Origin of the sequence: Streptomyces silaceus, from assembly GCF_001419745.1 — a bacterium.
Taxonomy (GTDB): Bacteria; Actinomycetota; Actinomycetes; order Streptomycetales; family Streptomycetaceae; genus Streptomyces; species Streptomyces silaceus.
On the sequence record NZ_LIRJ01000309.1, the window covers coordinates 1 to 20,069 of the forward strand.

General features: G+C 73.4%; 21 protein-coding genes. 12 read left to right on the forward strand and 9 right to left on the reverse strand.

The annotated features are described in order from the left end of the window. Positions 1–706: AAA family ATPase (locus AOK22_RS41035; protein WP_341845610.1), on the reverse strand; the 706-nt coding region annotated here is incomplete at its 3' end. Between the two features lie 390 nt (positions 707–1,096). On the opposite strand from AOK22_RS41035, the gene AOK22_RS26550 reads away from it, so the two are divergent. The 7 genes from AOK22_RS26550 to AOK22_RS26580 all read left to right on the forward strand — a co-directional run bounded on the left by AOK22_RS26550 (position 1,097) and on the right by AOK22_RS26580 (position 9,189). Next, a complete protein-coding gene (locus AOK22_RS26550; RefSeq protein ID WP_055701251.1) occupies positions 1,097–2,842 on the forward strand; it encodes an ABC transporter ATP-binding protein in 1,746 nt (581 codons plus the stop codon). Positions 2,843–3,126: 284 nt separating this feature from the next. Next, complete coding sequence (locus tag AOK22_RS26555; protein ID WP_055701252.1) at positions 3,127–3,939, forward strand: maleylpyruvate isomerase family mycothiol-dependent enzyme; 813 nt, start codon at positions 3,127–3,129, stop codon at positions 3,937–3,939. Positions 3,940–4,142: 203 nt separating this feature from the next. Further along, positions 4,143–5,234, forward strand: a complete 1,092-nt coding sequence (locus tag AOK22_RS26560) for a M20 family metallopeptidase (RefSeq protein ID WP_055701253.1) — start codon at positions 4,143–4,145, stop codon at positions 5,232–5,234. Beyond that, positions 5,231–6,016, forward strand: coding sequence for a hypothetical protein (locus AOK22_RS26565; RefSeq protein ID WP_055701238.1), 786 nt, complete (start codon positions 5,231–5,233; stop codon positions 6,014–6,016). Before AOK22_RS26560 ends, AOK22_RS26565 begins: the two co-directional genes overlap by 4 nt. Then, positions 6,013–7,146: an o-succinylbenzoate synthase gene (gene menC, locus AOK22_RS26570; RefSeq protein WP_055701239.1), complete on the forward strand. Its 1,134-nt coding sequence runs from the start codon at positions 6,013–6,015 to the stop codon at positions 7,144–7,146. The genes AOK22_RS26565 and menC overlap by 4 nt, the downstream gene beginning before the upstream one ends. Positions 7,147–7,280: 134 nt before the next feature. Further along, entirely contained in the window at positions 7,281–8,330 is a 1,050-nt protein-coding gene (locus AOK22_RS26575; RefSeq protein WP_055701254.1) for a M4 family metallopeptidase, read from the forward strand. Positions 8,331–8,595: 265 nt separating this feature from the next. Next, complete coding sequence (locus AOK22_RS26580; RefSeq protein ID WP_055701240.1) at positions 8,596–9,189, forward strand: lytic polysaccharide monooxygenase auxiliary activity family 9 protein; 594 nt, start codon at positions 8,596–8,598, stop codon at positions 9,187–9,189. Here the strand turns inward: AOK22_RS26580 and AOK22_RS26585 are convergent. Further along, entirely contained in the window at positions 9,162–10,835 is a 1,674-nt protein-coding gene (locus tag AOK22_RS26585) for a PucR family transcriptional regulator (RefSeq protein WP_055701241.1), read from the reverse strand. The two genes, AOK22_RS26580 and AOK22_RS26585, sit on opposite strands and share 28 nt — an antisense overlap. Positions 10,836–10,931: 96 nt before the next feature. On the opposite strand from AOK22_RS26585, the gene AOK22_RS26590 reads away from it, so the two are divergent. Next, the gene (locus AOK22_RS26590) at positions 10,932–11,453 is read left to right on the forward strand and encodes a DinB family protein (protein ID WP_208606449.1); all 522 of its coding nucleotides are present in this window, start codon (positions 10,932–10,934) and stop codon (positions 11,451–11,453) included. A 60-nt stretch (positions 11,454–11,513) separates the two neighbouring features. On the opposite strand, the gene AOK22_RS26595 is transcribed toward AOK22_RS26590, so the two are convergent. Next, the gene (locus AOK22_RS26595; RefSeq protein ID WP_055701243.1) at positions 11,514–12,287 is read right to left on the reverse strand and encodes an SDR family oxidoreductase; all 774 of its coding nucleotides are present in this window, start codon (positions 12,285–12,287) and stop codon (positions 11,514–11,516) included. Positions 12,288–12,397: 110 nt separating this feature from the next. On the opposite strand from AOK22_RS26595, the gene AOK22_RS26600 reads away from it, so the two are divergent. Together AOK22_RS26600 and AOK22_RS26605 are read left to right on the forward strand one after the other, a co-directional pair. Then, positions 12,398–12,661, forward strand: a complete 264-nt coding sequence (locus tag AOK22_RS26600) for a YbiU family protein (protein ID WP_055701244.1) — start codon at positions 12,398–12,400, stop codon at positions 12,659–12,661. A 51-nt stretch (positions 12,662–12,712) separates the two neighbouring features. Continuing rightward, positions 12,713–13,063 carry a hypothetical protein gene (locus AOK22_RS26605; RefSeq protein ID WP_055701245.1) on the forward strand — a complete coding sequence of 117 codons (351 nt, stop codon included), beginning with the start codon at positions 12,713–12,715 and terminating at the stop codon, positions 13,061–13,063. 56 nt (positions 13,064–13,119) lie between these two features. On the opposite strand, the gene AOK22_RS40115 is transcribed toward AOK22_RS26605, so the two are convergent. Then, positions 13,120–13,446, reverse strand: coding sequence for a S1 RNA-binding domain-containing protein (locus AOK22_RS40115; protein WP_079036833.1), 327 nt, complete (start codon positions 13,444–13,446; stop codon positions 13,120–13,122). Here AOK22_RS40115 and AOK22_RS26610 point away from each other — a divergent pair. Further along, positions 13,409–14,320, forward strand: coding sequence for an aminoglycoside phosphotransferase family protein (locus AOK22_RS26610; RefSeq protein ID WP_055701246.1), 912 nt, complete (start codon positions 13,409–13,411; stop codon positions 14,318–14,320). The genes AOK22_RS40115 and AOK22_RS26610 overlap by 38 nt on opposite strands. A gap of 246 nt (positions 14,321–14,566) precedes the next feature. Here AOK22_RS26610 and AOK22_RS41040 read toward each other — a convergent pair whose 3' ends face one another. The 4 genes from AOK22_RS41040 to AOK22_RS26630 form a co-directional block, all read right to left on the reverse strand. Next, positions 14,567–14,938, reverse strand: a complete 372-nt coding sequence (locus AOK22_RS41040; RefSeq protein WP_157872294.1) for an SH3 domain-containing protein — start codon at positions 14,936–14,938, stop codon at positions 14,567–14,569. 268 nt (positions 14,939–15,206) lie between these two features. Then, a complete protein-coding gene (locus AOK22_RS26620; protein WP_055701248.1) occupies positions 15,207–16,205 on the reverse strand; it encodes an ArsR/SmtB family transcription factor in 999 nt (332 codons plus the stop codon). A gap of 158 nt (positions 16,206–16,363) precedes the next feature. Continuing rightward, entirely contained in the window at positions 16,364–17,284 is a 921-nt protein-coding gene (locus tag AOK22_RS26625) for an NADP-dependent oxidoreductase (protein ID WP_244165017.1), read from the reverse strand. 106 nt (positions 17,285–17,390) lie between these two features. Continuing rightward, positions 17,391–18,011 carry an NADPH-dependent FMN reductase gene (locus AOK22_RS26630; protein WP_079036832.1) on the reverse strand — a complete coding sequence of 207 codons (621 nt, stop codon included), beginning with the start codon at positions 18,009–18,011 and terminating at the stop codon, positions 17,391–17,393. A 298-nt stretch (positions 18,012–18,309) separates the two neighbouring features. On the opposite strand from AOK22_RS26630, the gene AOK22_RS26635 reads away from it, so the two are divergent. Continuing rightward, positions 18,310–19,170 (forward strand): substrate-binding domain-containing protein, encoded by an 861-nt coding sequence (locus tag AOK22_RS26635; RefSeq protein ID WP_055701249.1) that lies wholly within the window; start codon positions 18,310–18,312, stop codon positions 19,168–19,170. Positions 19,171–19,225: 55 nt separating this feature from the next. Here AOK22_RS26635 and AOK22_RS26640 read toward each other — a convergent pair whose 3' ends face one another. Continuing rightward, the gene (locus tag AOK22_RS26640) at positions 19,226–19,882 is read right to left on the reverse strand and encodes an HD domain-containing protein (protein ID WP_055701250.1); all 657 of its coding nucleotides are present in this window, start codon (positions 19,880–19,882) and stop codon (positions 19,226–19,228) included. Positions 19,883–20,069 lie beyond the last annotated feature (187 nt).

Consider the following 20,069-nt stretch of genomic DNA (forward strand, 5'->3'; position numbering starts at 1 on the left):
GGTCTGGGCCTGGGGCTGAGCTTGGGCCTGGGGCTGGGGCGGAGGCACGGCCGGCGTCTGGGCCAGTGTCGGGAGCAGTGCCGGCACCGGTACCGGTACTCGTATCAGCGCCCGCAGTTCGGGATGCGTCGGCGCCACCATCCTCGCCACCACCCGCACCACCACTCCCGCCCACCCCGACAGCCAGCGGTCCGAGCCGCAGCACCGCCTCGTCGCCGAGGCCGAGCGGATGGCGTCCCGCGGCCAGTACCCGTACCTCCGGGGCCTCTTCGAGGAGCGCCCTGACCAGCCGTACGCACTCGCCCCGCACCGGATCGAAGTCGTCGAGCACCAGCAGCATCCGCCGGGCCCGCAACCGCGCCACCAGTTCCGCGCCGCCCACGGACGGCCCGGACCCGCCGGACTCGCCGTCGGCCGTTCCGTCCATCGCGTCGGCCACCGCCTGGGCGACCGACCGCCGTCGCGGCGGCCCGCCGTCCCACCACCGCACCCGCACCACACCGTCCGGCAGCGAACCGCCCACCGCGGCGGCCGCGTGCTCGGCGAGCAGGCTCTTGCCGACCCCCGCGCCGCCCACCACCGTGACCAGCCGCCCCTGGGCGAGCATTCTGCGCAGCGCCCCCAGCTCCTCGGCCCGTCCGACCAGACCGCCGGCCCGCGGGCCTTCCGGCCGGCGGGAACTCTCCCCGTGACCCCGTTCTCGCACGCCTCTCCACTCCGTCTCGCGTTCGACCACACCGCGAGCCTTGCTGCCCGCCCCGTGCCACCGTCCCGGTGCAGAATCGTCACTGCACCGATTTCGGCCGCTCGTCTAACTCCCCACCCGCAACCGGAGTAGTGAAGCGCCGAAACGAATCATGCGAGGCAGCGACTCGTCGAGCGTCTGTGCGGTTCGAGGGGTGTGGGAAGCCCGGAGCGGGCCGGAGTCAGGTGGATCACCGCGTCCTGCGTCCTGTCAGTCGTGACCGACGTATCCCCTGTCGACAGACCACCGTCCGGCATATCCCCGACGGAGCCCTCCCCGGGTGCACCGGGCGACGGCCGGGCCTCCGGCGCGGCTGCCGCTGCCTCCGCGGCCCCCGTCGCCTCCGAGCGGCTGCCCGCGAAGGAGACCTGGCGCGCGCTGTACCAGCACTTCCGGCCGCACCGCGGAGTGGTCGCCCTCGGTGCCCTCCTGACGCTGATCGGCTCGGCGTCCGGGCTCGCCCAGCCGCTCGCGGCGGGGGCGCTGGTGAACCGGCTCGGCGGCGACGAGCCGATCGTCGGCATCCTGCTGCTCCTCACCGGGCTCGTGGTCGTCGGCGCCGCGATCGAGGCGATGGGGGCGTACGTCCTGGAACGCACGGCGGAGTCCGTGGTGCTCGCCGCGCGGCGCACCCTGATCGGACGCCTGCTGCGGCTGCGGCTGCCGGAGGTGGAGCGGACCCAGCCGGGCGACCTGATGTCGCGGATCACCTCGGACACCACACTGTTGCGGGCGGTGACCACGCAGTCCGTGGTGTCGGCGGCGTCCGGCGTGCTCACCTTCCTCGCGACGATCGTGCTGATGGGGCTGATGGACCCGGTCCTGCTCGGCGTCACGCTCGGGGTGATCGTGCTCATCGGCGGCGCGGTGGCCCTGCTCATGCCGAAGATCGCCCAGGCGACCCAGCGTTCCCAGGAGGCGGTGGGCACCATCTCCACCGCGCTCGAGCGGGCGTTCGGCGCCTTTCGCACGCTCAAGGCGTCCGGCGCCGAACAGCGCGAGGCCGCCGCGGTGGAGGCCGCCGCGCAGGAGGCCTGGCGGCACGGCGTGCGCTCGGCGAAGTGGCAGTCGGTGGCGGGGACTTCGGTGGCGCTCGCGGTGCAGGTGTCGTTCCTCGCGGTGCTCGGGATCGGCGGCGCGCGGGTCGCGTCCGGCACGATATCCGTCGCGACGCTCGTGACGTATCTGCTCTTCCTCTTCTACTTGATCGACCCGGTGTCGCGCATGGTCGACGCGGCGACGCAGTACCAGAAGGGCTCGGCGGCGATCGCCCGGATCGTACAGGCGGAACGCCTGGAGACGGAGGAGATCGGGGAGCCGGGCACGGCGGGGGAGCCGGACCGGGCCGCGGCCGGCGCGATGTCGGTGGTCTTCGACGACGTGACCTTCCGCTACCGCGACGACCTGCCCTACGTCCACCACGGCGTGAGCTTCGAGGTGCCCGGCGCGGGCATGACGGCGTTCGTCGGCCCGTCCGGCGCGGGCAAGACGACCGTGTTCGGCCTGGTCGAGCGGTTCTACGAGGCGACCGGCGGCCGGATCCTCGTGGACGGCAAGGACGTCGGGGACTGGCCGCTCGCCGACCTGCGGGCCGCCATCGGGTACGTCGAGCAGGACGCGCCCGTCCTCGCGGGCACCCTGCGCGAGAACCTGGTCTTCGCGGCGCCCGACGCCGACGACGCCGCGATCCACGACGTCCTCGTGCGCGCGCGGCTGGACACGATGGTCGAGCGGCTCCCCGACGGGCTCGACACCGTCGTCGGCCACCGGGGCTCCAAGCTGTCCGGCGGCGAGCGTCAGCGGGTGGCGATCGCCCGCGCGCTGCTGCGCAAGCCGCGCCTCCTGCTGCTCGACGAGGCGACCTCGCAACTGGACGCGGTCAACGAACTGGCCCTGCGGGACGTCGTGGCCGAGGTGTCCCGCGAGGTCACGGTCCTGGTGGTGGCGCACCGGCTGTCGACGGTGACGCTGGCGGACCGGATCGTCGTGATGGACGCGGGCCGGGTGCGCGCGGTCGGCACGCACGCCGACCTGGTGGCGGACGACCCGTTGTACGGGGAGCTGGCGGCGACCCAGTTCCTGGCGACATCGGCGTGACGGGCCGGGCGGAGGGCGTGCATGACGGAGGGCGCGCACGACGGAAGGCACGCATGGCGGAGACGACAGCGGCGGCACCGCGAGCGCGCGGGCCACGGGAGCGAAGGGGTGCCATGACACGCGAGGACACGAGCGTCGACGGAGTGCGTGAGTCGGAGGGAGCCGGAGGTGCCTCTTCCGGGGCGCGGAGATCCGTCGGCACGTCCACCCCGCTGCCCCCGCCTGTCTTCACCAGCCCCTGGTTCGTGCCGAGCAGCCTGCGTTCCGTGGTCTACCGTGACGGCATGACGCATCCGAGCCCCAGTACGATCCATGACCGCTACGCCGCCCGAATCGTCGACCAGACCGCCCAGTTGACCTCCGTCGTCGAGGGCGCGGACGCCACCGCGCCGGTGCCCGGGTGCCCCGGCTGGACCCTCGCCCACCTCCTGCGTCACGTCGGCGGCACGCACCGCTGGGCCGAGACCGTCGTCCGGACCCGCGCCACCGAGCCCGTCCCGGACGAGCAGGTCAACGACGTCACCCCCGAAGCGGACGACGACATCCCCACGCTGTCCGCCTGGCTGACCGAGGGTGCCGCGCTGTTCGCGGACACCCTGCGGGCGACGGACCCGGAGACCCGGGTGTGGACCGTCGCGCCGAACGGCACCCCGTCCTTCTGGGCCCGCCGCATGACGTACGAAACCGTCGTCCACCGCTTCGACGCGACCGCCGCGGTCGGCGCGAAGTACACCCTCGACGCGGACGTCGCCATCGACGGCCTCGACGAGTGGATCGAACTCAGCACCCTGCCGCAGGCGTTCCCCTCGCGGGACGCGTACGACGCGCTGATCGGCCCCGGCCGCTCGATCCACTTCCACGCCACGGACGCCCCCGAGGGCGAGGGGGAGTGGCTGATCGACCTCGGCGAGGCTCCCAGCACCTGGAGCCACGGCCACCGGAAGGCGACGTCCGCCGTGCGCGGTCCGCTCGCCGACCTCCTGCTCCTCCTCTACCAGCGCCGTACCGCGACGCCCGCCGACGGGATCGAGGTCCTGGGCGACGAGACCCTGTTCGCCTCGTGGCTGCACGGGGCGGGTGACTGGCTGCGCAGGTGACGCGTGAAGGGCCCGGTCCCGCCAAGGCGGGTCCCGGCCCCTCGTGGTGAGGGGTTCGTCGTACGGCACGGATCCCTCGGCCGATCTTGGGTGGCTCGTACGAACACAGGTCGTCCTCTCTCCCCTAGCGTCATGAGCGTGTCTCTAGGGAGGAGTCGAAGGTGACCGACGATCTGCAGGTACGGCCGCCCGAGGTCGCCGCGATGCTCGCGGACCTCGAAGAACTGGTGGTGTGCGAGTCCTTCTCCGCGGACCACGACGCGGTGGCGCGCAGCGCGGACGTCGTGGCCGCGCAGGGGACCCGCCACCTCGGCGCCCCGCCGGAGCGCGTCGTCGTCGACGGCGTGACACATCTGCGGTGGACGTTCGGCACCCCGCGGGTACTGCTCCTCGGGCACCACGACACGGTGTGGCCGATGGGCTCGCTCGCCACGCACCCGTGGTCGGTGCGCGACGGTGTCGCGCGCGGCCCCGGCGTCTTCGACATGAAGGCCGGCCTGGTGCAGATGTTCCACGCCCTGGCCTCGCTGCCCTCCCTGGAGGGCGTCTGCGTCCTGGTGACCGGCGACGAGGAGGTGGGCTCCGACACCTCGCGGGCGCTCATCGAGGAGGCCGCGCGGCAGTGCGAGGCCACCTTCGTGCTGGAGGCGTCGGCGGACGGCGGCGCGCTGAAGACCGGCCGAAAGGGCACCTCCGCCTACGAGTTGGTGGTGCACGGCAAGGCCGCCCACTCCGGCCTCGAACCGGAGAAGGGCGTCAACGCGGCCGTGGAGGCCGCCCATCTCGTCCTCGCCCTCGACGGCCTCGCCGCGGCCGCTGACCGTGATGCCCGGCCGGGCTGGCGCACCACGGTCGTCCCCACGGTGGTCGGCGCGGGGTCGACGACCAACACCGTGCCCGCGCGGGCGAAGGTCAGCGTCGACGTCCGCGTCCCGACCCTCGGCGCGCAGGAGCGGGTGGACGCGGCACTGCGGGCGCTGCGGACGACCGTGCCCGGGGCCCGCCTTGAGGTGCGCGGCGGACCCAACCGGCCGCCGCTGGAGGAGAGTTCCTCCGCCGGCCTCTACGAGCGCGCCCGCGCCCTCGCCCCGGGGCTCGGCCTGGAGTCGCTGACCTCGGCGTCGGTGGGCGGCGCGTCCGACGGCAACATCACCGCCGGGCTCGGCTGCCCGACGCTGGACGGCCTCGGCGCCGTCGGCGGCGGCGCCCACGCCGACCACGAGCACGTGGTCGTCGCGGAGATGGCGCCCCGCGCACGGCTGCTCGCCGCGCTGGTGGGGGAGTTCACCCCATGAGCGGCCTGGATGTCCGCGAGCTGCACGAGCTGTGCGAACTGGACGGCGTCAACGCCCTGTTCGAGCGGATCTGGGGCTCCGCGCCCGGCGCCTCCCCGATGGGGGTCGAACAGATGCGGGCACTGTCCCACGCCGGCAACTACGTCGCCGGCGCCTTCGCCGAGGGGCGCCTCGTCGGCGCGTCCGTGGCGTTCTTCGCGGCCCCCGTGGGGCAGGCGCTCCACTCGCACGTCACCGGGGCGCTGCCCGGCCACGGTGCGGGCCTCGCCCTCAAGCGCCACCAGCGCGCATGGGCCCTGGCCCGCGGCCTGTCCACGATCACCTGGACCTACGATCCGCTGGTGCGGCGCAACGCCCACTTCAACCTCGCCAAGCTCGGCGCGCGCCCGGTGGAGTACCTCACCAGCTTCTACGGCCCGATGGACGACGCGATCAACGGCGGCGACGACACCGACCGCGCCCTCGTCGCCTGGGAGCTGTCCCACCCCTCGGTGGTCGCCGCCACGGCCTCCGACGCCCCGCCCGTGTCCGTCCCCGCCGACGCCGTGACCGCGCTGTCCGTGCGGGACGGCCGCCCGGCCGTCGGCCGCCTCGACGCCCGCACGCTGCTCGTCGAGGTCCCGCCCGACATCGAGGGCCTGCGCCGCGCCGACCCGGGCGCGGGCAAGGCCTGGCGCCTCGCCATGCGCGAGGTGCTGGGCGGTCTCCTCGCCGAAGGGGCCCGCGTCACCGGCTTCCACGACCGCACCCGCTACGTCGTCACGCGCGACCTCCCCGCATGACCCGCGACCCCTCCCAGGAGCCAGCCACCGTGAAGATCACCGGAATCGAACTGCGCCGGATCGCGATGCCCCTGCGGGCACCGTTCAGGACCTCCTTCGGCGTCGAGACCGCCCGCGACGTCCTGCTCGTGCGCGTGGTGACGCCCGAGAGCGAGGGCTGGGGCGAGTGCGTCGCGATGTCCGAGCCCCGCTACTGCTCGGAGTACGTCGACGGGGCGGCCGACGTGCTGCGCCGCTTCCTCGTCCCGGCGCTGCCTGTGCGGGCGGACGCCTACGCGGTCAAGCGGGCCATGAAGCCGTTCAAGGGCCACAAGATGGCCAAGGCGGCACTGGAGACGGCCGTGCTCGACGCCCAACTGCGCGCCGCGGGCCAGTCCTTCGGGGCGTACCTCGGCGCCGAGCGCGCGCGCGTGGCGTGCGGCGTGTCGGTCGGCATCATGGACTCCGTGCCCGAACTCCTCGATGCCGTGGGCGGGTTCATCGACGAGGGATACGTACGCATCAAGCTCAAGATCGAACCCGGCTGGGACGTGGAGCCGGTGCGCGCCGTGCGGGAGCGGTTCGGCGACGACCTGCTCCTCCAGGTGGACGCCAACGCCGCCTACACCCTGGCCGACGCCCGGCAGCTCGCCAAGCTCGACGCCTTCGACCTGCTCCTGGTCGAGCAGCCGCTCGCCGACGACGACCTCGTCCAGCACGCGGCGCTCGCACGGCAGTTGCGCACCCCGGTGTGCCTGGACGAGTCGATCGAGTCCGCGGAGGACGCCGCGGCGGCCATCACGCTGGGCGCCGCGTCGGTCATCAACATCAAGCCGGGCCGCGTGGGCGGCTATCTGGAGGCCAAGGCCATCCACGACCTGTGCGTGGCCCACGGCGTCCCGGTGTGGTGCGGCGGCATGCTGGAGACGGGCCTGGGGCGCGCCGCGAACGTCGCGCTCGCCGCGCTGCCCGGCTTCACCCTGCCCGGCGACACCTCGGGCTCGCGCCGCTACTTCGCGACCGACGTCACCGAGCCGTTCGAGCTGAGCGACGGTCACCTCGACGTCCCCACGGGCCCCGGCCTCGGTGTCGAGCCGCTCGCCGACGTGCTGGACCGGGTGACCACGGCCAAGGAGTGGATCCGCCTCTGACCGACCGGCTCGGAAGGCTCTGGCCGTGACCGGCCGGAGGTGGCCAACCACTGCTTCCGGCCGGATAACGGCGTCTTCTCGCCATCCTGACTGCACTCTGTGACCAACTGAATACGTTGTGTCAGCTTGTGGTCATGAAGAACTCCGCCGTGTTCTGCACCGTCGTGCCGCCCCACGTCCTCGACAAGCTCGCCCAGCACGAGGACCCCGTCGTGTTCGGACCCGCGCGCCGCACCCTGGAGCGTGACGCCCTGCTGCGCACCCAGCGCCGCATCACCACGGTCCGCGCCGCCGCCGCCCCCGCGGGCACGCCCTCCGACCGGCCCGACCGCACGATCTACGACGCCGGGCACACCGAGACGCTGCCCGGCACCAAGGTCCACTCGGAGAGCGACCAGGCTTCCGGTGACGCCAGTGTCAACCGCGCGCACGCCGGGCTCGGCGCGACCTTCGACCTGTACCTCAAGGCGTACGGACGGCACTCGATCGACGACTCCGGGCTGCCGCTCGTCGCGTCCGTGCACTACGGCGAGCAGTACGACAACGCCTTCTGGGAGGGCGAGCAGATGGTGTTCGGCGACGGCGACGGCGAGCTCTTCCTCGACTTCACCATCCCGGTGGACGTCATCGGCCACGAACTGACCCACGGCGTCACGCAGTACAGCGCCAACCTGGACTACTTCGGCCAGTCCGGAGCGCTGAACGAGTCGGTGTCCGACGTGTTCGGCTCCCTCATCAAGCAGTACGCGCTCGGCCAGAACGCGGAGGAGGCCGACTGGCTCATTGGCGCCGGTCTGCTCGGGCCGCGCATCAACGGCGAGGCCCTGCGGTCCATGAAGGCTCCCGGTACGGCGTACGACGACCCGCAGCTCGGCAAGGACCCGCAGCCCGCCACGATGGACGACTACGTGCGCACCGGCCGGGACAACGGCGGCGTGCACATCAACTCCGGCATCCCCAACCACGCGTTCTACCTGCTGGCCTCGGCGCTCGGCGGCAACGCCTGGGAGCGCGCGGGGAAGATCTGGTACGCCGCGCTCACCGGCGGCGAACTCTCCACGGACGCCCAGTTCGACGACTTCGCCCGGCTCACCGCGGCGACCGCGCGCACCCTGTTCGGTGACGGCGACGAGGTTCAGGCGGTCCTGAAGGCGTGGTCGCAGGTCGGCGTCCCGACCTCGTAGCCGCCCCGGGCCGCCCCTCCCGCGCGGCCGGACTCTCTCGGCGGGCCGCCCCTCCCGTGCGGCCCGCCCCGGTCTCTTGCCGTGGACGTCCATTGGTATGGACATGCCCAACCCGTGGGGCTAATCTCGGACTTGGTCTAGACCGCGTCGGACGTGTGCCCTCCGGTTGTTCCCGTACTGCCGTCCTGTGCTCGCTCCTCGATCCGGCAGTGCCTCCGAGGCGCCCGTCCGTCCCACCCGCAACCTCGGACCACGGGAGCACACCATGCGCAAGAGAAGGTTCACCTCGTTACTCCTGGGCCTCGGCCTCGCCGGCTCGGCCATGCTGGCCACCAGCGGCAGCGCCCAGGCCCACGGCTACACCGACTCGCCCGTCAGCCGCCAGCAGTTGTGCGGCAACGGCACCGTCAAGAACTGCGGGCAGATCCAGTGGGAGCCGCCGAGCGTGGAGGGGTCCAAGGGATTCCCCGCGCGCGGGCCCGCCGACGGGCACATCTGCTCGGGCGGCATCGGGCGCTTCTCCGAACTGGACGACCCGCGCGGCGGCAACTGGCCCGCCACCCAGCTGACCGCGGGTCAGAACCACACCTTCGTCTGGCGGATCACGGCCCGGCACGCCACCACCGACTTCCGCTACTACATCACCAAGGACGGCTGGGACCCCACCAAGCCGCTGACGAGGGCCGACCTGGACCCGCAGCCGTTCCTGTCGGTGCCCTTCGGCGGCCGGCTGCCCGGCTCCACGGTCACCCACAGCGGCGTCCTGCCGCAGAAGACCGGCCGGCACCTCATCCTCGGTGTCTGGACCATCGCCGACACCGGCAATGCCTTCTACGCCTGCTCCGACGTGCGGTTCTGACGCGTCACGGGCCCGTCCGGCGCCATCAGGTTCAGCTGGAGCATGAGGGCGAAGCGGACGGACGGGTCACCGAGGTCGATGCGCCCCACCTCGGTGACCCGCTTCAGGCGATAGCGGAAGGTGTTCGGGTGGACGAACTCCTGCGCGGCGGCGGCCACCGTGTCGCCGAAGGCGTCCAGCCAGGCGCGCAACGTGCCCACCAGATGTGACCGGTGCTCGGCGTCGTACGCCGCCAGACGGGCCACCGGGCCGAGGAGTCCGTCGCCGTGCAGGGCCGCCAGGTCCCGCATCTCCAGCAGCAGCGCGTCGACGTGCACGTCGTCGATCGCCGCGACGCGCCGCCCGGTCCGGCGGCTCAGCAGCACCCGCAGAGCCCGGTCGGCCCCGGTGCGCGAGCGCCCCAGCGCCGACGGGTCGGTGGCCACGGGCCCGATGCCGATGGCGGCCCGCGCCCGCTCACCGGCACGGTCCATGAAGTGGGCGGCGATCTGCGCCGCCCGCTCGCGTCCGGCCGCGGGATCCGCCGGCACGGGGACGACGGCGTACGCGACGTCGCCGAGGAGCGCGAGGGCCGAGCGGGGCTGCACCGCGTCGAGGTGGATGCCCAGGGCGCTGGTCAGCCGCTGGCGGTCCGCCACCACCTGGGCGTGGTCCCCGGCCCCGGCCGGCAGCCCCATGGCCATCACCACCGTCGGCTCGCGCACGAGCCCCAGCCGGCTCAGTGCGTCGGCCGCCCCTGCCCCGCCCTCCAGCACGGTGCTCACCAGGTCGGCGCGCAGCCGGTGCCGCGCGTCGGCGCCCGCGCGGTGGCGCAGCAGGTGCAGGGCCACGAGTTTGGCGGCGTCCTGGAACGCCCGCTCGCGGTCGGGCGTCAGCGGTTCCCGCACCGCCGCCCACAGCGACCCGAGGAACTCGTCCCCGGCCCGCACCGCGACGGCCACCCTCGGCAGGGCCGTCTCCCCCTCCTTGACCGTGGCGGGGGCGATGCGGACCGGTCGGTCGCTGCGGTACAGCTCGCTGAAGACGCCCCGGCCCTCCAGGACCCGGAGGTACTCGTCGGGCACTTGGCGCGCGAGAACGGTGGCGACGCGCGCCTGGTCCGCCTCGTCCTGCCGCCCCGAGAACGCCATGATCCGGTGTTGCCTGTCCTCGATGGTGATCGGCGCGTCCAGCAGCGTGGCGACGGCGTTGGCCAGCGCGAACAGATCGCCGGACGGAACCCCGCCCAGGGACTCGGGACCGGCCTCGCCGACGTCCCCCTCGGTGAGCAGCGTCCGCAGCAGCGCCGTGAGCTGCGACCACGAGGCGCCCTGCGTCAGGGCGATCAGCGCCACCCCGGAGGCCGCCGACGCCTCGTCGAGTGCCGGGTCCCGCTCGACCGGCCCCCGCACGACCAGGGCGGCGGCGCCCCGCTCGCCCAGCGCGCGCAGCAGGCCGGCGATCTCCTCCGTGCCGTAGACGGCGACGCCGAGCACGAGAGCGTGCGGCGGGTAGGCGACCTCGTCCCCGGGGTCGTGGATGACGACGCCGCCCACGTCGTCCGTGCGCTCCGGACGGCCGTGCACGAGGTCGAGGAGCGTCGGCCCGAGGTCCGCCAGGACCCGGCCGAGACTCGTGCGGGGGTTCACCGACGCGTCACTGATCACCCCCTCAGGCTAAAAGGGGTGGCGCCCACCCGCGTACGGGGACCGGTTGCCGGGAAATCCCACGTGAACGCCACGGTTCGGGAATCCTGGGTGACCATGACCGAGAAGGTGAGCGACACGACCGCGGACGACGGGACCCGCGCCCTCCGCACCGTCCTCGACGGACAGCGGCGGCACGTCCTCGGCATCCTCGACGGCCTGGACGAGGCGGCCCTGCGCCGGCCCGTGCTGCCGTCCGGATGGCACTGCCTCGGGATGGTCCAGCACCTCGCGCTGGACGTCGAGCGCTTCTGGTTCCGCGCCGTCGTCGCCGGCGACGAGGACGTCATCCGCGGCCTGACGAGCGACGACGAGGCCTGGCGGGTGGACCCGGGGACGCGGCCCGCCGACGTCCTGGAGCTGTACCGGCGGGAGGCGGAACGCACCGACGCCGTCATCGCCACGACCCCGCCCGACACCCCGCTCGCCTGGTGGCCCCACGACCTCTTCGGCGAACCGCACCTGCACACCCTGCGCGACGTCGTGCTGCACGTCATCACCGAGACCGCGTGCCACGCCGGCCACCTCGACGCGGCCCGCGAACTCATCGACGGCCGGAGGTGGCTGGTGCTGACCTAGGGTTCCGGGCGGGTCGCCGACCCGGGGCCCGCTCACCGGCCGGTGCCGCACAGGGCTCGCTCACAGGTTGACGCCGCCGGTGGCGTCGAGCTTGGTGCCGGTGATCCAGCGGGCGTCGTCCGAGGCCAGGAAGGCGACCGCGTCGGCGATGTCCGGGACCCGGCCGATCCGGCCGAGCGCCGTCAGACCGATGTTCCGCTCCAGGTTCACCGGGTCGTCCAGCACCTCGGCCGTCATGTCGGTGCGGGTGAACCCGACGACGACGGAGTTCACGGTGATCTCCCGCGGTCCGAGGTACTTGGCCAGGGTGTGGCTGAACACGTCGAGCGCGCCCTTGGTGAGCGGATAGCCGATGCCGTGCGCGGAGGCCACCCGCGTGGAGACGGACGAGATGGTGATGATCCGGCCGCCGTCGCGCAGGCGCGGCAGCAGCCGCTGGGTGAGGAAGAACGGCGCCTTCACGTTGACCGCGACCATCCGGTCGAACTCCTCGGGAGTCAGCACCTCGATCGAGCGCCCCATGAGGTTGAGCCCCGCGTTGTGGACGAGGATGTCGATCGCCGATTCCCCGTGTGCGCGCAGCCCGGACTCAAGTCCTGCCGTGAGCGTGTCCACGTCGCCGGGGACGCCCAGTTCGGCGCCCACGAGGAACGACCGGCCGCCGGCCCGGGCGATGGCCGCGGCGGTCTCCTCGGCCGCCGCCTCGTTGCTGCCGTAGTGGACGGCCACCAGAGCGCCGTCCCGTGCCAGTCGCTCGGCGATGCCCCGCCCGATGCCCCGGCTGCTGCCGGTGACCAGGGCGACCTTTCCATGGAGGCTTCCCGTGCTTCCCATGCTTCTCGCTCCTCGATCGCGTGCCGCTGTTCCCCTCGTTCGACACAGCGAGGTTAGCCTCGCCTAAGTTTGATGATCCCTCAGTTGTCAAAGCTTGAAGTCTTCTTGGCGTGGGAGAGGTCTTCCGCCCCCTGCCCGAAGCCCTCCACTCCGTGGCCGACGGCAGCAACGCGGAGCGCTGGGGCAACGTCATGTACATCCCGGCGAGCCCGTACTGCGAGAAGAACGCCGCATACGCCCGCGCGTGCGGCGAGCGGTTCCTGGAGGGCGCGAGCCCGAGCGACTTCGCCCGCGAGGACTACGAGGCGTCGTGGTCCGGACGCGCGCTCCTCACCGACCTCGACGCGCCGGGCCGCGCCCAACTCGGGCTCTGAGCAGGCAACCTGGCGTCAGCGGGGTCCACGCCGGTTGTTACGGTGACGCCCATGCCTTCGGTACTCGTGATCGGTTACGACCCCCAAGCCCTGCCCGGAAATGACGCGGAGGCGGTCAACGCGGCCCTCGACGCCGAGCTGGCGCGGTTCCGGGAGCGCGACGTCGTGGCCGCGTCGGTGGTCGTCGTGTTCGACGAGAAGGCCGAGCCGACGCTCGTCGCCGCGCTGACCGAGCGCCCGTGGGACGTGGTCGTCATCGGGGGCGGCATCCGCAAGGCCCAGCCGCTGCTGCCGCTCTTCGAGACCATCGTCAACCTGATCCGCCGTCACACGCCGCAGGCGGCCGTCGCGTTCAACAGCGGGGTGGCGGACACGGTGGAGGCGGCGGAGCGCTGGCTCTGAGGCGCGCGGAGGCCCCGGGGAGGTGCGGGGCGTGCCGGCCCTGCGGCAGGTGCGGGTCAGGCCTGGCGGCGGGAGAAGGTCAGTCTGCGCCGGTCGCGTTCGACGGCGGTGACGACGACCGTGACCTCCTCGCCGACCCGGACGGCCTCCTCCGGGGTCGCCGGAGGTGTCGGCGCGAGCTCGCCGAGAGGGACCAGGCCCCGTGCCGGACAGCGGCTCGCCGGGGCGCAACGACGACAGGAACGCGTGGAGTTCCGGGGGAGTGGGGACGGGGGGCATGCGGCGCAGCCTCTCATGGGGGATATTCCGTTGCCGCGTGCGGCGCCACCGGGCGATGATCGCCGCATGGTCCCGACCCCTCCGCCCGACGGCCGCGCCGGCATCGACGCCGCTCTGGTCAGGCGTCTGATCGCCGCGCAGTTCCCGCAGTGGAGCGGGCTGCCCGTCACCCCGGTGGAGGTCGACGGCTGGGACAACCGGACCTACCGGCTCGGCGACGACAAGACGGTCCGCCTCCCCACGGCCGAGGGATACGTCCCGGCGGTGGCCAAGGAGAACGACTGGCTGCCGCGCCTCGCACCCTCCCTTCCCGTGGCCATCCCGCCGGTGCTGGCCAAGGGCGTGCCCGGCGAGGGCTATCCGTATCCGTGGTCCGTACGCGGCTGGCTGGCGGGGGAGACGGCGCTTCGGGGCCACATCGACGACACGGCGCAGTTCGCGGTCTCGGTGGCCGACTTCCTGCACGCGCTGTGGCGCTGCGACACCACGGGAGGGCCGCCCGCCGGGGAGCACAGCTTCTACCGGGGAGCCCCGCCCGCCCACTACGACGCCGAGACGCGGCGCTGCCTGACCGCGCTCGAGGGCCGCGTCGACACCGAGCGGGCCGCCGCCGTCTGGGAGGCCGCGCTCGCCGCCGCGTGGACGGGGACCCCGGTGTGGTTCCACGGGGACATCGCTCCCGGGAACCTCCTGGTCGAGGGCGGCAAGCTCACCGCCGTCATCGACTTCGGCACGTCCGGCGTCGGCGACCCGGCCTGCGATCTGGTGGCCGCCTGGGGCATGTTCGACGGCGAGAGCCGGGAGGCGTTCCGGTGGGCGGTCGGCCAGGACGAGGGGACGTGGGCGCGTGCCCGGGGCTGGGCCCTGTGGAAGGCGCTGCTGGTCCTGTCCGAGTGCATCGACACGGGCCGGGAGCAGGAGTCGACCAACCGGCGCGTCATCGACGCGGTCCTGGCGGACCACGACCGCTTCGGCTGACGGACGGATCCCACTGCCGCGCAGATCCCACCGCCGTACGGATCCGCCTCCCGCACGAATCCGCCTTCCCTGCGGACTCAGCCGCGTACGCACCCGGGCGTGGGCCAGTCCCTCCCCGTCAAGGTCGACCTCGCCGCGGCCGTCGCGTCCGGCATGGATGTGGACGTGGTCGTGTACGCGCTCCCCCGCCCCCGGGCGACGGGGGCGGGGGCCGGCCCAGCCGCCATGCGGCTGGGCCGGGAACTTCTAGCAGTCGGGCGGGTCCCCCACTCCGAAGTCGATGAGGACGTTGCCCGGCCAGTACACCCAACCGGTGACACCCGTCACCCTGTTGGTGATGTACCACCAGGGGTTCGCGGTGCAGTGAACGGTGATGGCCTGTCCCTTCTGCCCGTGTCCGAGGCTCCGGTAGCTGGTCGACGGCCCCGTGCGGATGTTCACGCCGCTGGCGGTGAAGACGCCGGAGACGCCCGCGCTCACCGTCACGTTCGACGGGGCGGCGGGGGTGTCCTGGGCGTGGGCGGTGCCCGCCGTCACGGAGAGCCCGAGCATGGCCACGGCCGCCAGACAGACGGCCGCCCTGCGCGTTCGTGTACCGGAACCGCGTAGTGAACTCATGGTTGTACCTCCCAAACAGAGTGCGACAGGAAAGAGGATCTTCACTGACGTCCGCGGGCATCCAACCTTTCGAGCAGGGGTGAAACCATGGCCGAACCCGTGCCGGGACGTGAACGATGGGCCAGGAGGAACGGCGTGCGGCGCGGGGGACCGGACGCCGGCCGGCGGCGACATCAGGACCGCCGTCCGTGTCCGCCCGTCGAGCAATGCACGGCTCGGCGGGCGGCGCCTCCCCCCAGAGGTGCCGCTCAGCGCGGAGAAGGTTCCGTCAGCCGTTCCAGGGGTGTGATTCCAGGAGGGTGATGCCCAGCGACGTGGCGGAGTGCAGCACGGCCTTGCCGTTACGGGTGGTGGTGATCAGATGCGCGTTGCGCAGCACCTTCGCGTGGTAGCTCGCCGCTGCCGCCGAGACGTTCAACCGACGGGCCAGCTCCAGCGTGCTGCATCCGCCGACCGTCGCCTCCAGCGTCTCCGCCCTGGTGCGCCCCAGCAGATCGCCCAGCGACCCGCCGCCGCGTTCGCCGGTCTCCCACAGCGCTCGCGCGGCGCCCGCGTCGCCCGAGGCGGGCACGGCGAGGACCGGTGCCCCGTGCGGGTCCAGGGGGGCCACCAGCAAGGCCACCTCCGATGAGGAGAACATCGTGGGCGTGATCACCAGGCCCCGCCCGTTCAGATGAACGTCCTCGTCCTGAGGGTGCCCCATTTCGAGGACGGGCGGCCGCCAGCGGAGCCTCGGCCCGGAGATCGTGGCGAACAGCTGCTCCACACCGCCTTCGCCGAGCGTGTGCGCGTACGCGGACCGGACCGTCGCCAGATGAGACCTGATGCGCTGCCAGTAGGGGGCGACCGTGACGTCGTGGCAGGCCCGGAGCGCCGAGGCCACGTCCCGCAGGGCCTCGCGGTCGCCGTCCGCCAGCAGCCTCGCCCAGGGGAGATGTGCCCGGTCGAGCACGATGTTCTCCAGCTCGGCGCGCAGCAGGGCGCGGGGGGCGGCCAGCAGGGTCTCCACCGCCTCCTCGATGGAGGCGGAGTTTCCCGCGAGACTCGCCACGTCGAAGGAGGGCCCCTGCGCGGGCATCAGCGCGGCCAGCGGCCCGATCCGGCCGACCGGACGGTTGCCCAGCGACGCGCGCCAGAGGCTGAACGCGCCTCGTGAGTGCCGGTCCTTGAGGAGCTTGAGGCTGTCGAGGGTCTCCGCCGCCACGCCGATCGTCGGGCCCAGGCGTGTCCGGGCGATGTCCTCGGACGTGAAGTGGATCCGTTTCACCGTGCATTCCGTTCCGGTCGTGCCGTGATCACAGCCTCGCAGCCGTCACGGGGACACACAACGGAGGATCAGGTCACACGCGTTGCCCTCACGCGCCCACGCCCGGCACGAGGCCCGCCGGGCCCAGGGGACCCGGCCGTGCGCCCCACGGCGGGTGCTCAACCGACCGTGAGGACCACCTTGCCGCGGCCGTGCCGTGTGGCGATCAGCCGGTGCGCGTCCGCCGCGCGCTCCAGCGGGAACGTCGCCCGCAGGTGCACGTCCACCGCCCCCTTCTCGTACAGCGCGGTGAGTTCGGCCAGGCGTGCCGCCGAGCGGGTGCCGCCCCAGTCGGGCAGACCGAGGCGCGCGGCCTCCTCCATGGCGACCATCGTGACGACCCGGTCGCGCTTCTTGGTCACGGCCACGGCGGCGCGCAGCCCCTCCGGGCCCGCCGCGTCGAGCGCCGCGTCGACACCGTCCGGCGCGACGGCCCGGATCCGGTCGACGAGCCCCTCGCCGTACGTCACCGGGACCGCCCCGAGCGCCCGCAGGTGGCCGTGGTGGGACTCGCTCGCCGTGCCGATGACGGTCGTGGCGCCCCAGGCCCGCGCCAGCTGCACCGAGAAGGTGCCGAGCGCGCCGGCCGCGGCGCCGATCAGGACCGTGTCCCCGGGGCCCACGCGCAGGTGGGAGAGCGCCAGATGGGCGCCCTGGCCGTTGCCGGAGAAGCCCCCGGCGACCGTCCACGGCATCGCGACGGGCTTGTGCACCAGCTGATCGGCGGGCACGGCGGCGTACTGCGCGTACCCGCCGAGGAGCGCGTACCCGAGCACGTGGTCCCCCGGCGCGAAGTCGGCGACGCGCTCGCCGATGCGTGCCACGACGCCCGCGAACTCGTTGCCGGGCACCACCGGGAATCCGGGCTCGGCCCCCGGCGGCACCCAGCCCTCCCGCACCCCGAGGTCGAACGGCTGCACCCCGGCCGCCTTGACCCGCACGAGCACCTCGTCGGGACCGGGCTCGGGAACGTCGACCTCCATGGGCCGGAGCACGTCCGGGGGGCCGTAGGCGGACAGGGCGGCGGCGGTCATCTTCATGCGTGCTCCTTCGTGCGTCGGGGTGGGTGACGCCGTGCGGGACCGCGGGGTTGAGGGCTCGGCGGGCGGCGCCCCGCGGCCGTCGCCCGTCGGTGCGGCCGCAGGCTCAGGCGGCGTAGGGGCGGACGGTCTTGCCGTCGCGCAATGTGTGGCCCCACCAGGCGAGCTGGTCGAGCATCGTGGTGGCGGCCGCCGCCGTGCCGACGGGGTCGACCGGCTCGCCCGACGCGTCGAAGCGGTCCCACACGCCGTGGAAGCTGACGGTGTCCCGCACCGTGACCGCGTGCAGCTCGGCGAAGACCTGCCGCAGCTGCTCGACGGCGCGCAGGCCGCCCGACATCCCTCCGTAGCTGACGAAACCCACCGGCTTGGCGCGCCACTCGGCGTAGTGCCAGTCGATCGCCGTCTTCAGCGTGGCGGGGAAACTGTGGTTGTACTCGGGCGTGATGACGACGAACGCGTCGGCGGCGTCGAGGCGCGGGCTGATCTCGGCGACCGCCGGGCCCGGTTGCCGCGACAGCCCGTCCGGCAATCGGGCGTCGGCCAGATCGATCACGTCCACGTCCAGGTCGGCGCGCTCCCCGGCGACCTTCGTGAACCAGTCGGCGACGGTCGGCGCGAAGCGGCCCTCGCGGGTGCTCGCCACGATGACGGCGACCTTCAGACGTCCGTCGCCCCGCCCCCGGGCGTCCCGCTCGTCGACGGTCGTGCGCGGCTGGCTGCTCATGTCGGCCTCCTCGGCTCGGTGTTGGCTTTCCGACACCGACGAAGCTACGAAGCGACACCCCCGTACCGCCTCTGTCGCACGACCGGGATCGGTACCTGCGCAGGGACTAGGTCGACGGGTGGAGGCCACCCCGGTCGTACGACAGAGGCGCCGGGGAAACGCCCGCGGAGCGCCCGGCGTCGTCGCCCCGCACGCGGGGCGCTCACCTCCGTGTACGCGGGGGCGCACCCGGGCAGGTAGCACACCGGGACGGTCACGGCAGGGCAGGCCGCGGCAGGGGAGCGGGAGGAGTCGGAGCATGGCACAGGACACGGCCCACGACTGGGAGTTCACCGACGACAGGGACCACCTGGTGAGGTCCCGGCACCGCCCGTCCCGGCTCGTCGCCTACCTGCCGACCGCGGCGGCGCTGCACGACCACGGCATCGACGTCGCGGGCGTCTTCGGCTCCGCGCACGACGACCCGGCCGTCCCGGACCCGGCGAAGTCCGGCGACCTGCCCCTGGCGGATCTCGCCTACTACGGCGCCGGATCCGCGCTCGACGTCGACGCGCTGCTCGCCGCCGCGCCCGACCTCGTCGTCGCGCTCACCTACGGCGGCGGTCAGGTCTACGGCATCGACCCGGAGGCCGCCAAGCACCTGGAGCAGCAGCTGCCGCTGGTGGTGCTCGACGTCGGCGGCGGCCGCGACCTCGCCGGGATCAGGGACCGCCTCACCGCCCTCGCGCGCAGCCTCGGGGCCGCCGCGCGTCCGGAGGCCGACGTGGAACTCGCCGCGGCCGAGCGCCGGTTGACGGCCGTCGCGGCCGGCACGAGCGCGCGGGTGCTCGCCCTGTCGCCCGCGGGACCGGACACGGTCCACCTGGCGCGGCCGTACGCCTGGCCGGATCTCGCCGCGCTCGCCGGACTCGGCGTCTCCCTCGTGGATCCCCCGCAGGGGCAGGGCGCCAACTGGTCCACCACGACCTGGGCGGAGGCCGCCGCGCTCGCGCCGGACCTCGTCCTCACCGACGTGCGCTCCAACGCCTCCGCGCTCGGCGACGCCCTGGGCCCCGGCGTCCGCACCCTGCCCTGGAACCCCGAACTGCCGCCCAGCGCACGGCAGCACGCCCGCGGCTACACCCTCCTGGCCGAGGTGCTGGCCGAGCCGGGACGCTGAGCGCCGAGCGGAACGGGCGGCCGGACGCGCCGCGTCCCGGAATGGGGCCCGGACGCTACTCCTCCCAGGGCGAGTCCTGGATGACGCGCACGAAGTCGCCGCGCGTGAAGCCCGGCACGAAGTGCTCCAGGACGTCCGCCTTCACATTGCCGAACGTGGTCTTCGGCTTCGGCGCGATGCCGTCGGTGAACGCCCGCAGGATGCGCCGCTTGAAGTCGGGGCGAGGATGCAGCGCGGTGATCTCGGCACGGTCGCCCGCGCTGACGCCGTCATAGCCGATGCCGAGCACGTCGTACTCCACCCCGGCCGTCACCAGGGCGACCTCCGGCTCCATGAACTCCGGGATGCCGGGCGTGGTGTGCAGCGCGATGGCCGTCCACACGCGCCGCACGGCGTCCTCCGGCACGCCGTGGCCGCGCAGGAAGTCGCGGGCCTCGTCGGCGCCGTCGACCTCGAAGCGGCGCCCGCTGGAGTGGAAGCGCTCGCCGAGGCCCAGGTCGTGGAACATGGCGCCGACGTAGAGCAGTTCGGGGTCGAACGCGAGCCCCTGCGCGCGGCCCCGCAGGCTGCCGAACCAGTAGACGCGGCGGGAGTGGTGGTAGATCAGCTCGTCGGTGGTGTCGCGGACGAGCTCGGTGGCCTCGGCGGCCAGCTTGGTGTCCGGGACGAAGATCCCGGCGGCGTAGGACCCGGGGGCGGGCTGCGCGGTCATGGTGCGGCTCCTGTCGGTGGGCGGCGTCTGCGTGGGCGGGTCGGCCGTGTGCGCGTGCGTCGCGGTCGGCTGCGTACGTGGTCCACCCTCGCGGAGCACCTCAGGGCGCCGCCATGTCTTCACGGACAGGAACCCCACACATTCGGACACGCCCAACGGCTACGTTGGGACCATGCGCCACCACCCC

Coding starts and splice junctions, on each gene's coding strand:
- AOK22_RS26555 (WP_055701252.1), top strand. CDS start 3,127: ATGACGCATCCGAGCCCCAGTACGATCCATGACCGCTACGCCGCCCGA.
- AOK22_RS26560 (WP_055701253.1), top strand. CDS start 4,143: ATGCTCGCGGACCTCGAAGAACTGGTGGTGTGCGAGTCCTTCTCCGCG.
- AOK22_RS26565 (WP_055701238.1), top strand. CDS start 5,231: ATGAGCGGCCTGGATGTCCGCGAGCTGCACGAGCTGTGCGAACTGGAC.
- menC (WP_055701239.1), top strand. CDS start 6,013: ATGACCCGCGACCCCTCCCAGGAGCCAGCCACCGTGAAGATCACCGGA.
- AOK22_RS26575 (WP_055701254.1), top strand. CDS start 7,281: ATGAAGAACTCCGCCGTGTTCTGCACCGTCGTGCCGCCCCACGTCCTC.
- AOK22_RS26580 (WP_055701240.1), top strand. CDS start 8,596: ATGCGCAAGAGAAGGTTCACCTCGTTACTCCTGGGCCTCGGCCTCGCC.
- AOK22_RS26590 (WP_208606449.1), top strand. CDS start 10,932: ATGACCGAGAAGGTGAGCGACACGACCGCGGACGACGGGACCCGCGCC.
- AOK22_RS26595 (WP_055701243.1), bottom strand. CDS start 12,287: ATGGGAAGCACGGGAAGCCTCCATGGAAAGGTCGCCCTGGTCACCGGC.
- AOK22_RS26605 (WP_055701245.1), top strand. CDS start 12,713: ATGCCTTCGGTACTCGTGATCGGTTACGACCCCCAAGCCCTGCCCGGA.
- AOK22_RS26610 (WP_055701246.1), top strand. CDS start 13,409: ATGGTCCCGACCCCTCCGCCCGACGGCCGCGCCGGCATCGACGCCGCT.
- AOK22_RS40115 (WP_079036833.1), bottom strand. CDS start 13,446: ATGCCGGCGCGGCCGTCGGGCGGAGGGGTCGGGACCATGCGGCGATCA.
- AOK22_RS41040 (WP_157872294.1), bottom strand. CDS start 14,938: ATGAGTTCACTACGCGGTTCCGGTACACGAACGCGCAGGGCGGCCGTC.
- AOK22_RS26625 (WP_244165017.1), bottom strand. CDS start 17,284: ATGAAGATGACCGCCGCCGCCCTGTCCGCCTACGGCCCCCCGGACGTG.
- AOK22_RS26630 (WP_079036832.1), bottom strand. CDS start 18,011: ATGAGCAGCCAGCCGCGCACGACCGTCGACGAGCGGGACGCCCGGGGG.
- AOK22_RS26635 (WP_055701249.1), top strand. CDS start 18,310: ATGGCACAGGACACGGCCCACGACTGGGAGTTCACCGACGACAGGGAC.
- AOK22_RS26640 (WP_055701250.1), bottom strand. CDS start 19,882: ATGACCGCGCAGCCCGCCCCCGGGTCCTACGCCGCCGGGATCTTCGTC.